Source organism: Neptunomonas sp. XY-337, assembly GCF_004959845.1.
Lineage (GTDB): Bacteria > Pseudomonadota > Gammaproteobacteria > Pseudomonadales > Balneatricaceae > Neptunomonas > Neptunomonas marina.
In genome coordinates, this window is sequence record NZ_SPLL01000003.1 from 439103 (window position 1) to 451382 (window position 12280).

Here is a 12280-nt window from a genome sequence, read left to right on the forward strand (position 1 = left end):
CCTTATCAGATATTAAGGGGCAGGACGGATCTGATCCCGCTCCATGATGTGAACAATTTGCGGGTCTTGCTGATCATCGCTGTTAACAAACGTGCGGAAGCGTTTTAGCTTCTCTTGATCGGCTAAGGTCGAACGCCATTCGCATTGATACGTGCCAACAACGTGCGCCATCTGTGCCTCCAGTTCACTCGCAAGACCTAAGCGATCGTCAATCACCACGCCTTGCAGATAGGTTAAGCCACCCTCTAAGTTATCCATCCACACCGAGGTTCGTTGCAGGCGATCAGCCGTTTTGATGTAGAACATCAGTAAACGGTCGATGTAGGCGATGAGCGTCTGGTCATCCAAGTCGGTGGCAAACAGGTCGGCATGACGGGGCTTCATACCGCCGTTGCCGCACACATATAGATTCCAACCGTGTTCAGTGGCGATAACGCCGATATCTTTGCTCTGAGCCTCCGCGCATTCGCGTGTACAGCCCGATACCGCCATCTTGATTTTATGGGGCGCACGTAACCCTTTGTAGCGGTTCTCAAGATAGATCGCCATGGCCGCACTATCGTTGACACCGTAACGGCACCACGTACTGCCGACACAGGATTTGACGGTACGCAAAGACTTACCATAGGCATGGCCGGTTTCAAATCCAGCCTCGATCAACGCCTCCCAGATCAACGGTAGCTCGTGTAGCTGAGCACCAAATAGATCCACGCGTTGGCCGCCCGTAATTTTGGTGTAGAGGTTATATTTTTTGGCAACTTCACCCAGCAAAATCAGTTTATCTGGGGTAATTTCTCCACCCGCGATCCGCGGAACAACGGAATAGGTACCGTTTTTTTGCATGTTAGCCATGAAGGTATCATTGGTATCTTGCAAGCTCACAAGCGGCGTCTCTTGAATATGATCATTCCAACACGATGCTAAAATCGAGGCCGCAACCGGCTTACAAATATCGCAACCGAGCCCCTGACCATGGCGGCTAATCAGATCTTGAAAGCTGCGAATACCTTCGACTCGGACAATGTTGTATAGATCCTCGCGGGTATGTGCGAAGTGCTCGCAAAGGTCATTGCTCACCTCTATACCCTGTTTGGTGAGCTCGGCATCGACAACGTTTTTCAGCATCGCAGCACAGCCACCACAGCCGGTCGCCGCTTTCGTAGCGGCTTTTACATCTGCCACGTTGAGAGCGCCCTCAGACACCGCCCCACAAATCTGGCCTTTGGTGACGTTAAGGCAGGAGCAGATCGTCGCGTTATCTGGCAGAGCGTCAGCACCCAGCACCGGCTCAGAGCCTTCAACCGAGGGCAAGATTAAGCTCTGTGGTTGCTCAGGCAGCGCCAAGCCGTTCAGCGCATATTGCAAGAGGGTGTCATAACGGCTGTTATCCCCCACCAGCACTGCACCGAGTAACTTAGTGCGATCTTCCGATACAACAATACGTGCATAGACCACCGCATCTTCGTCCCAGTAGCGATAGCTGATGCTACCAGGGGTTCTCCCGTGCGCATCGCCAATAGAGCCGACATCAACGCCCAACAGCTTTAACTTGGTGCTCATATCAGCCCCAGTAAAGGCTGCCGGTTGGCCAGCAATCGCGGCGGCTGCAGTCTTCGCCATTGTGTAGCCGGGCGCGACTAGCCCAAAAATCTGGTTATTCCAAAGCGCGCACTCACCTACGGCATAGATCGATGGATCAGATGTCTGGCACTGATCATTCACCGTGATGCCGCCACGCTCACCCACGCGTAGGTCACTCTCTCTTGCCAACGTGTCTTGCGGTCGTATACCCGCTGAGAAAAGAATCAGGTCGGTTTCAAGATAGGAGCCATCGGCAAAATTCATCCGGTAACGGTGCTGTTCACCCGCAATAATCTCTGCGGTGGCTTTATCACAGTGGACATCCACGCCCAGTTCAGTGATCTTCTGCTTGAGTAACTGCCCACCATCACGATCTAGCTGCACAGGCATCAATTGTGGCGCAAACTCCACCACGTGAGCTTTTAACCCCAACGACTTCAGCGCATTGGCAGCTTCCAACCCCAGCAAGCCCCCGCCCACAACCACCCCAACCTGAGCATCGCTCGCGCTGGCCCGTATGTTATCGAGATCTTCCAAGGTGCGATAAACAAAGCAGGCCTCACCGTCATTGCCCGGAATAGGCGGCACAAAGGGATAAGAACCCGTTGCTAACACTAATGTATCGTAAGGGAAGGTTTCCGATGCGGTGACCACGGCCTTGTTCTCACGATCAATACGCTGTGCCGCTTGGCCTAAATGAAGGTGCAGACCGGGTTGATCATAAAAACCCGGCTCAACCAAGCAAAGATCATCGTAACTCGCACCCGAAAAATACTCAGAGAGGTGCACCCGGTCATACGCGGCACAAGGCTCTTCGCAGAGTACGTGAACTTCAGTAGGGTCGCTCGCGGTGGCAACCAATTGCTCAACAAAGTGCTGCCCTACCATGCCGTTACCAACCACAACGATGCGGTGTTTCTGTTGCTCATTCATAGCTGCTTCCCTCTTATCTTCCGGTTGCAGTGACGCACGGCAAAGCGCCTCGCCAAACAGCAAGTGCTGCTTGCATGGGTTTAAATCCGTGCGTGCATTAAGTTGTTCGAAATACCACTGACCATGGCGGACATCGCCATAAAGTACAGCGCCGATTAGACGACCATCGCGCAGCCACAGCTTGCGATACTCCCGATGAGTCTGGTCGTGATAGACAAGAAATTCTGCGTGAGGCGGTGCGATATCCCCGCAAGAGAACAGCTCCACACCACTGATTTTTAATTGCGTCGCAACAGGCTGCTCTTGGTAAGCAGCCGGCTGGCCCAGCAGTACTTGGCTAAGTACCTGCGCCTGTTGCCAGATGGGTGCAACCAACCCGTAGGTGTGGTCGCCAAATTGGCAGCACTCGCCCAGTGCATAGATATTGGCATCAGAGGTACGCAGTTGCTGATCAACTACGATGCCGCGCTTAACGGTCAGCTCCGTGCTCGCGGCAACCTCACAGTTAGGCCGAATCCCAATCGCTGTTACCACTAACTCCGCAGCTAACGATAAGCCGTTGTCCAACTGCACAGACGTTACACACTCATCACCGACAAACTCGCTAACCTGCGCTTCCAACGCAAAACGGATACCGCGGGCTTCGAGTGTCTCTTGCAGCAGTTGGGCTGACTGGGCGTCTAGCTGCCGGTTTAACAGGTATCGGCTGCGGTGGACCAAGGTAACGTCCATACCTAGCCGACGCAGCCCCTCAGCCGCCTCCAAACCTAAAAAGCCGCCTCCCACAACCACCGCTTTACCCTGGTGCTGCGCATGTTGCTGTAGGTCATCCACATCAGCCAGAGTACGAAACCGATAGAGGTTGCCCAACTGCTCACCCGGCACGTTTAGCGCCAGCGGGTGAGAACCTGTTGCGATAACAAGCTGGTCGTACTCAAGTGTGCGCCCCTGGTCGCTAACCACATGGCGCGCTTGGGTATCGATCGCGACGATACGCTCCTGCTGATACAGGGCGATCCCTGCTGCGTCGTACCATGACGGCGTGAGCGTCATGATATCGCTGAGGCTCAACTCTTTACCCAGCAGCGGCGATAACAGCACACGGTTATAGCTACCGCCCGCTTCCTCGCCAAATACGCTAATGGCAAAGCGCTCAGGCGCGGCTTTTTGTAGTAGCTGCAGCAAGCGTCCACTCGCCATGCCATTACCGATGATAATCAGTCGTTGTTTCATTGCTCTTTCCAATAAAAAAGGCGCACGCACCACAGGCATTTAAACCTGTGGTGACGAACGCCTTTGTTCATCGCTGCCTAATTGTTATGTCCGAGGCTAACTAAAGCCGTGTTCAGTTCTTATTTTTATTGTGTTCGTTCTAGTTGTTTTAGGCGCTGTTATTATTTTTATATTGCGACTACACAGATCTTTAGCAGATGGTGTGCCAGATATTAAATGTTGTTATTTTTCAAATATTTAAAAAACAAAAAGGCCGTTCTAAACAGCAACCTAGGGCTGTTTTTGCACCCTTTCACACCATCGGTGCCATGATGGTGCAAACTATGCCGCTTGCTCCGTATCGTCGTTCGTTTGATTTGGTGTCAGCGCAAGGGTAACCGCCGCACCTGACGCGGGTTTAGTGCTTTGTTGCGCATCGGGGGAGCGCTGCTTCTCGTAGAGGAACTTCAGTACCTGATGACGATATTGGTTGTACTCGGGGTTATCTGCCAGCGCGATGCGATCACGCGGTCTCGGTAGATCGATATTAAGAATCTCGCCCACCGTTGCTGCAGGCCCGTTAGTCATCATGACGATACGATCTGAGAGTAGGACCGCTTCATCCACATCGTGGGTGATCATAATAACGGTGTTGTTGAGGTCAGCCTGAATCTCCATTAACGAGTCTTGCAGATGGGCACGTGTTAGCGCATCCAGTGCACCAAAGGGTTCGTCCATCAGCAGCACCGTTGGCTGCATCGCCAATGCTCTGGCGATACCAACCCGCTGCTTCATCCCACCCGATATTTCGTCGGGCCGTTTATCAAGCGCATGGTCCATATGCACCAATGCGAGGTTATGCTCAATCCAGTCGCGCATTTCCGCTTTATTCATCCGCTTACCAAAGACCTGCTTCACCGCTAACTCAACGTTCTCATAGGCATTCAGCCAAGGCAGCAATGAGTGGTTTTGGAACACCACAGCGCGCTCTGGCCCCGGTGAGTTCACCTCTTTACCGTCGAGCAAACAGCCACCTTCCGTGGCTTGGTAAAGACCTGCAATAATATTCAGCACGGTGGATTTGCCGCAGCCAGAGTGGCCAATCAGGGAGACAAACTCCCCTTTGTTGATCGTCAGATTCACATTACTCAGTGCTTTAAACGGTCCATTTGGGGTTGGAAAGTCGATATCAACTTGGGTTAGTTCAAGGTGTTTCGGAGGCTGAGACATAACCTTTCTCCTTTTAATTCAGCAACATTTTCAGCAACGGTATTAGCGCAGCACTGCACTCTTATCCCACGACACTTTGCGTTGCAGCATCAACATACAGCGGTCTAATAGGAAGCCGATCAAACCGATCACCAATACAGCCACCATAATGCGGCCTAGCGAGTTTGAACTGCCGTTTTGAAATTCATCCCATACAAATTTGCCAAGGCCCGGATTCTGCGCCAGCATCTCAGCAGCGATCAGTACCATCCAAGCAATACCCAATGACAGACGCAGGCCAGTGAAGATCATGGGAATCGCAGAGGGCAACACGATTTTCATCACATGAGTGAGCCAGCTAAGACGCAGTACCTGCGAGACGTTTTGTAAGTCTTTACTGATTCCCGAGACACCCACCGCCGTGTTCAATAAGGTTGGCCACAAACAGCACAGCGATACCGTCACCAACGAGGTGATAAAGGACTTCGCGAACATCGGGTCTTTACTGACATAAACCGCACTGACAACCATGGTTACTAGCGGCAGCCACGCCAATGGAGAGACCGGCTTGAAAAGCTGAATCAGTGGATTAAATGCGCTATACAAAGTCTGATTAAGTCCGATAACGATGCCAGCAGGAATCGCAATCAGTGAAGCGAAAAAGAACCCTGCCATCACAGTGACTAGGCTCGTTCCGATCTGATCAAAGAAGGTCGGCTTGCCGGTGTATGGTCGGACTTTAATCACCGCATCAGGGTTTTTCGCCAGTTTTTTAGCATTGCGCTGCTCTTGGCGCTCATAGAAGGCTTGCTCTTTTTGGCGCTCGCGCTGATGTTCACCAATGAGGTTGGTCGCTTGTTGATAGACCGCAACAGGGCCTGGAAACGTGCCCAGCGATGTGTGGATATTTTTAGCGCCAACCTCCCAAATAAATAGAAAGAGGAGTAAGCCGATCAGCGGAATCACCAGCTGTTTACTCTGTTGGGCGACAAAAGCCATAGAATCAGACACGCGGTGGCTTAATGTTGAGGTACTCATAACAGGTTTCCTTTTGGGAACAGGAAACGCCCGACAGACGGGCGCTGACGATTAATTATCCGATAGCAAGACCTGCTCACCTTTCAGGCCAATTTTGAACTGCTGCAGGTAAGCGTTTGGCTGAGTGCCGTCGTAAACGATGTTGTCGATGAAGTGGGTTTGCGGTGCTCTGAAGCCATCTTCCGTTGCAAAGTCAGGGAACATGCTCGCATCCATTTTGCCCTCTTCGATAAGCGCTTGGGCCGCTTGTGCGTAGATATCAGGGCGGTACACCTGCTTAGCAATATCCATGAACCATTGGTCAGATTTCGGCTCAGAGATCTGTCCCCAACGACGCATTTGCGTTAGATACCAGATGGCATCGGAGTAGTATGGGTAGGTGGCGTTATAGCGGAAGAAGACGTTGAAATCGGGCACGGCGCGCTTGTCACCTTTCTCGTATTCAAAGGTGCCCGTCATTGAGTTGGCGATAACGTCATAGTCTGCGCCGACATACTCAGAGCGCGAGAGGATCTCAACGGCTTCAGGGCGGTTAGCGTTGTCATTATCATCCAGCCATTTTGCCGCACGGATCATCGCTTTCACGACGCGAATATGTGTGTTGGGATTTTCATCAGCCCAGTTCTTAGCGACACCAAAAACCTTCTCTGGGTTGTTCTTCCAGATCTCGTAATCGGTGACCACCGGTACACCAATCCCTTTAAATACCGCTTGTTGGTTCCAAGGTTCACCAACGCAGTAGCCATAGATAGTACCGGCTTCCATTGTGGCAGGCATCTGCGGCGGGGGCGTCACGGACAACAGCGCATCGGCATCAATAGTGCCTGAAGTATCGCCTTTATGCGGAGCATAGTAGCCCGGGTTGATTCCGCCTGCGGCCAGCCAGTAGCGCAGTTCATAGTTGTGAGTAGAGACCGGGAAGACCATCCCCATGTTGAAGGGCTTACCCTCCTCTTTATATTTATCCACAACCGGTTTCAGTGCATCCGCTTTGATCGGGTGCAGCGGTTTACCATCTTCACCCTTAGGGACGTGAGGCTTCATCTGGTTCCAGATATCGTTCGATACAGTGATCGCATTGCCGTTAAGATCCATACTAAACGCAGTGATGATGTGCGACTGCGTACCAAAACCGATCGTCGCACCCAACGGTTGTCCTGCAAGCATATGCGCACCATCAAGCTCACCATCGATCACCCGATCAAGCAGCACTTTCCAGTTTGCCTGAGCTTCCAGCGTTACGTAGAGGCCCTCATCCTCAAAATAGCCCTTTTCATAAGCCACCGCCAAAGGCGCCATATCGGTCAATTTAATAAAACCAAACTTGAGATCTTCTTTTTCTGGTTCGCCGATCTCGGCCCACACAGCACCGCTTGCAATTACCGAACCTAGCGCGGCCGTTGCGACCAACTTTGCCATTCCACGTTGTTTAGGTTTAAACACGATCTAACCCTCCAGCTAAAAAAAAAGGCGCTGACATACCTCCGAAGAGGATAGTCAGGCGCCTTTGCCTATACGCTAATAATGAGCATGATAAGATTGTAACGTTTTACCGTTGCTAGGTAGCTAGCAGGCTACGTGCCAGAAATTAAAAAACATTTAATAACAACAGTTTAATAAAAAACCAGCAGCATTTTGTCCTATTTCATGCTTTAGCTGGTGCACAACAACAAGCCAATTTTCTGCACCGGTGCGCACTCATGGTGCATTGCACAAAGTGCTTATCATTGCGCTGCCCGTAGCCTTTGATCGATTACCGCAGGTTCACACCATAACGTAAAAAGATCCTCTCGATAGACGCTCGATACCAGCGCTTGAGCATCAGCGGGCAAGGCACTCAACTGCTGACAGCGCATCATCTGCTGCAACAAAAACTCCCCATGTTGCAAACTCGGCCGGTTTACCTCACGCCCAGAAAAACGCTGCTCTAAGGTGCTCAGTAACGCCACAGAACGCAGTTGTTGCGGGCTAGCATCCAGATAAGGAGGTAAAGCTAACCAGTTGAGTAGCGTGTCCCGATGTTCTGGCAGCCCAATCCACTGGCACGCTTGATAAATAGCCTGCGTCATCGCCCGATAGGTATTAGGATGGCACCGCGCCCATTCGCTGGTAACCCCGAGAACTTTCTCCATATGCGCTCCCCATAGCGTGTAACTACTCACGAGCAGCTCACCAGCACCCTCCTGCACCGCTAGGCTGTTCCATGGCTCACCCACACAGTAGCCATCGATGTCGCCGCGCTGTAATAGACTGAGCATCTTGCCAGGCGGTGCGGCAATTAACTCCACATCACGGCCAATCTCTATCTGATGCTGCGCCAACCAGAAGCGCAGCAAATAGTAGTGATTCGAGAAGGGATAGACCGTGGCGATAATGGGGCGGTAACCAAGCTCGGCTAACATCGCTTTAAAGGCTTTCCCTTGTGCGTGTTGATCCTCCCCAGGCTCGCAAGCCATGTTGAGTCTGCGTTGTAGCGCGCTTGATAGCGTAATCGCGATACCATTTTGGCTCAGTACTAAGGGGGTCTCCATCTTTTGCGGTTTGCCATTGAGTCCCAGTGTCGCCGCTAATGGCAGCGGAGCAAGCATCTGCGCACCGTCCAGCAAACCGTAGCTCACCTTATCGCGTAGCGATGCCCACGAAGACTCTTTACTCAACACCACCTGCAACCCCTGCTGGCGGAAAAAGCCCTGCTCACGTGCCACCACTAACGGGGCACAATCCGCCAGTGCCACAAAGCCTAGTTGCAGTTCGGTTTTTTCCAGTGCATCTATTGTTACCATGATCTGCTCCTAGGTCGTCTTTAGAATGTCAATTACGCTCGCTGCAACGTCGGGTAGCTTTTGACCCCGATCCATCGCGAGTTTACGCAGTGTTTTAAACGCTGCTGCTTCGTCACAGCCCTGATGCTTCATCAATAGCCCCTTGGCCTGTTCAACCACTTTGCGCCCAGCTAACTGTCCTTTGATCTCCGCTAGCTCCTCACGCAGTGCCGCGTGAGCACTAAAGTGGGCAATAGCGGTATCGATAATGGCCGTCACTCGATCGGGCTGGACACCGTCAGCGATATAGGCACTCACGCCTGCATTAATAGCCGCGGCCATCGTTTGGTGGTCGTTCTGCTGCTCGGCAAAAAACACGATGGGACGCGGGTTTTCGCGGCTCATCATCGCCATACTCTCGAGCGTATCTCGATCAGGCGAGTCCATATCGATAATGACGATATCGGGCTGCTCCTTAGCAACTTGCTGATTCAAGCTAGCGATATCGGCGGTGTGACAGATAACGCGGTGCCCTTGCTGGTGCAGCGCTAACGTCAGTTGCCTGATCCGCTGTGCGTCACCATCAACGAGCAACACTCGTAAATTCACTCTTTTACCCATAACGAGCCCATCTTTATTTAATCGTAAGGGCTTTGAGCAAATCCCGTTCCACCTCCGTAGCTGGCATACGCTTTGCTGGTGATCACGTAAGAAGCGTCACGAGAGGAGCCCCTCCTACGCACTGGCGCGTTGACCTTTCGGTTGGAGTTGCACACAAGAACAGGTATTGCAGCGGCCTTTTGTAAGCGCTGGGCAGTACCGCCTGAATAGGCCAATAAATGGGAGAGACTGATGAAGAATAAAACCACCTGCCCTTACTGCGGTGTGGGCTGTGGCGTAGTCGCCGATGTCCAAAACAACCATGTTGCTAGTGTGGCAGGCGATACCTCTCATCCGGCCAATTCAGGAAAACTTTGCGTTAAGGGCTCATCACTGGATAAGGTGCTCGGCGCTACCGGCCGTTTAACTCAACCGAAGGTGAATGGTGTCACCACCGACTGGGACAGTGCGCTGAATGAGGTCGCTGAACAGTTGTTACGCACTATGATGACGCACGGGCCCGACGCGATTGCCTTCTATCTATCGGGGCAGTTACTCACCGAAGACTACTACGTCGCCAATAAGCTGATGAAAGGCTTTATCGGCAGTGCAAATGTCGATACCAACTCACGCCTGTGTATGTCATCGGCCGTGGTTGGTTACAAGCGGGCTTTCGGTGCCGATGCGGTGCCGTGCAATTACGAAGACTTAGAGCGCGCAGACCTGTTGGTGCTGGTGGGCTCAAATGCAGCATGGAATCACCCGATTCTCTTTCAGCGAATGCGCCACGCGAAAGCACAACGCCCTGAAATGCGTATTGTTGTAATCGATCCGCGCCGCACGGCCACGTGCGATATTGCCGACCTACATTTAGCCATACAGCCCGGTACAGATGTACTGCTCTTTACGGGCCTACTGGCCTACCTAGCCAAACACGATGCTCTGGATGAGACCTTTATCAAGCAACATACCGAGCAGTTCGACGCGGCACTCAATATCGCTAACGATACCGCTGCACACCTACCCAGCGTGGCACAAACATGCGGTGTCGAGCTTGCCGCGCTTGAACAGTTTTATCAGCTATTTTTGACGCACCATAAAGTGGTGAGCTTCTACTCGCAAGGCGTTAACCAATCTAGCCAAGGCAGTAACAACGCCAATGCCATCATCAATTGCCACCTCGCCACTGGGCGTTTGGGCTATGCAGGCGCCGGTCCCTTCTCAATCACAGGGCAGCCCAACGCAATGGGTGGGCGGGAAGTCGGCGGTTTAGCCAACCAGTTAGCCGCGCATATGGAGTTCAACGAGCAAGATGTCGATCGCGTGGGCCGTTTTTGGGGCGCTTACAATATGGCCACCCAAGAGGGGCTAAAAGCGGTGGATATGTTCGATGCGGTGGCGAGCGGGAAAATCAAAGCGATCTGGATCATGGGCACCAACCCCGCAGTGAGCTTGCCCAAGTCCGATGCAATCTGTGCAGCACTGAAGCAGTGCCCGCTGGTGATCGTATCCGACTGTATCGCCCACACTGACACGCAGGATTATGCGGATATCTGTTTACCGGCAACCGGCTGGAGTGAAAAAGATGGTACGGTGACCAACGCCGAACGGCGCATATCCAGACAACGTGCGCTGCTGCCACCCCTCGGAGAAGCAAAGCCCGATTGGTGGATCATCTCCTCCGTTGCCAAGCGCATGGGCTTTTCACACGCGTTTGACTACAAGAACCCAAGGCAGATATTCACCGAGCATGCAGCGCTATCGGGGTTTGAGAACCACGGCCAACGCTGCTTTAACATCAGCCAACTCGCTCAGTTAAGTGATCACGAGTACGAGCACTTAACCCCTATTCAATGGCCTGTGACATCGACGTCTCCAACAGGCACCGCGCGCCTTTTTACCGATCATCGATACTTCACGCCATCCCATAAAGCGCGCTTCATACCCACTAGCCAACACGCTGCCGTACAACAACCCACCTCCGAACTCCCCTACATCGTCAACACAGGGCGTATTCGTGATCAATGGCACACAATGGCCATTACCGGCCGCGCTGAGGGTTTGTTTCAGCACCGCAGTGAACCCTTTATCGAGATCGCCACTCAAGATGCGATCAAAGAACAGATCAAGACCGGCGATCTCATTGAGCTGCGCCACCCACAAGGGGTTTATATTGCGCGGGCGCAGGTGAGCGACGATCAACGCGTAGGGGAGCTCTTTGCCCCGATCCACTGGAACCGCCAATTTGCCAGCCAAGGCAATATCAGCAACCTCATCGAACCGGTTGTCGACCCCTACTCAGGACAGCCTGAGTCCAAGCATGGTCGCGCGGCATTAAAGCCATTTACTGCACAGTGGCAAGGCCTCTTGATGGTGCGTTCTGGTTGTAAATATCAGCCCACAACCGGCTATTGGGCGCGGGTACCGAAAGCCGCTGCCAATCAGTACTACTTAGCCGATCAGCAACCGCTGGATGCCACCATCGCAGCACTATCGGCTCAGCTGAGCCCCGCTACCAGCGTGATCGAGAGCAGCGATAACGATATCTATCGAGCCGCGGCTGTAAAAAATGGGCAGCTAGAATGGCTGCTAGCGGTACTCCCCTATGATCAAATTCCCCCCACCGACTGGCTGGCAGAACAGTTCGCGAAACCTCAGCTCACTCACGAAGAGGAACAGTGGTTATTGAGCCTCAGCGGCGGGAGCCAAGACGATAGCGGCGCGATGATCTGTAGCTGTTTTCAGGTTGGCGCAAACGCGATCAAAAACTCAATTGAAGCAGGCTGTAAGGACCTCGATAGCCTCGCGGCTCAGCTTAAGTGTGGTTCCAACTGCGGCTCCTGCATCCCGGAACTGAACCAACTGATCGCCGCGGGCTAAATCGTTTCAAGTGCGGATATCTGCTATCTTGATAACAACACCTGCCTTAAAACAGGGTGACCCAA

7 protein-coding genes are annotated in these 12280 nt (G+C 52.6%); 1 reads left to right on the forward strand and 6 read right to left on the reverse strand.

Annotation, left to right across the window (positions count from 1 at the left end; genetic code table 11):
* Positions 1 to 12: 12 nt before the first annotated feature.
* The 6 genes from nirB to E4L36_RS09230 form a co-directional block, all read right to left on the reverse strand.
* The gene (nirB, locus tag E4L36_RS09205) at positions 13 to 3747 is read right to left on the reverse strand and encodes a nitrite reductase large subunit NirB (RefSeq protein WP_169051518.1); all 3735 of its coding nucleotides are present in this window, start codon (positions 3745 to 3747) and stop codon (positions 13 to 15) included.
* Positions 3748 to 4068: 321 nt separating this feature from the next.
* Positions 4069 to 4956, reverse strand: coding sequence for an ABC transporter ATP-binding protein (locus tag E4L36_RS09210; RefSeq protein WP_136680356.1), 888 nt, complete (start codon positions 4954 to 4956; stop codon positions 4069 to 4071).
* A gap of 42 nt (positions 4957 to 4998) precedes the next feature.
* Positions 4999 to 5934, reverse strand: coding sequence for an ABC transporter permease (locus E4L36_RS09215; protein WP_240770708.1), 936 nt, complete (start codon positions 5932 to 5934; stop codon positions 4999 to 5001).
* Between the two features lie 90 nt (positions 5935 to 6024).
* Positions 6025 to 7392 carry a CmpA/NrtA family ABC transporter substrate-binding protein gene (locus E4L36_RS09220; RefSeq protein WP_136680488.1) on the reverse strand — a complete coding sequence of 456 codons (1368 nt, stop codon included), beginning with the start codon at positions 7390 to 7392 and terminating at the stop codon, positions 6025 to 6027.
* A gap of 305 nt (positions 7393 to 7697) precedes the next feature.
* Positions 7698 to 8756: a CmpA/NrtA family ABC transporter substrate-binding protein gene (locus E4L36_RS09225; protein ID WP_136680358.1), complete on the reverse strand. Its 1059-nt coding sequence runs from the start codon at positions 8754 to 8756 to the stop codon at positions 7698 to 7700.
* Between the two features lie 9 nt (positions 8757 to 8765).
* Complete coding sequence (locus E4L36_RS09230) at positions 8766 to 9356, reverse strand: ANTAR domain-containing protein (RefSeq protein ID WP_127693192.1); 591 nt, start codon at positions 9354 to 9356, stop codon at positions 8766 to 8768.
* 231 nt (positions 9357 to 9587) lie between these two features.
* On the opposite strand from E4L36_RS09230, the gene E4L36_RS09235 reads away from it, so the two are divergent.
* Entirely contained in the window at positions 9588 to 12215 is a 2628-nt protein-coding gene (locus E4L36_RS09235; protein WP_136680359.1) for a nitrate reductase, read from the forward strand.
* Positions 12216 to 12280: the final 65 nt, after the last annotated feature.

Coding starts and splice junctions, on each gene's coding strand:
- nirB (WP_169051518.1), bottom strand. CDS start 3,747: ATGAAACAACGACTGATTATCATCGGTAATGGCATGGCGAGTGGACGC.
- E4L36_RS09210 (WP_136680356.1), bottom strand. CDS start 4,956: ATGTCTCAGCCTCCGAAACACCTTGAACTAACCCAAGTTGATATCGAC.
- E4L36_RS09215 (WP_240770708.1), bottom strand. CDS start 5,934: ATGGCTTTTGTCGCCCAACAGAGTAAACAGCTGGTGATTCCGCTGATC.
- E4L36_RS09220 (WP_136680488.1), bottom strand. CDS start 7,392: ATGGCAAAGTTGGTCGCAACGGCCGCGCTAGGTTCGGTAATTGCAAGC.
- E4L36_RS09225 (WP_136680358.1), bottom strand. CDS start 8,756: ATGGTAACAATAGATGCACTGGAAAAAACCGAACTGCAACTAGGCTTT.
- E4L36_RS09230 (WP_127693192.1), bottom strand. CDS start 9,356: ATGGGTAAAAGAGTGAATTTACGAGTGTTGCTCGTTGATGGTGACGCA.
- E4L36_RS09235 (WP_136680359.1), top strand. CDS start 9,588: ATGAAGAATAAAACCACCTGCCCTTACTGCGGTGTGGGCTGTGGCGTA.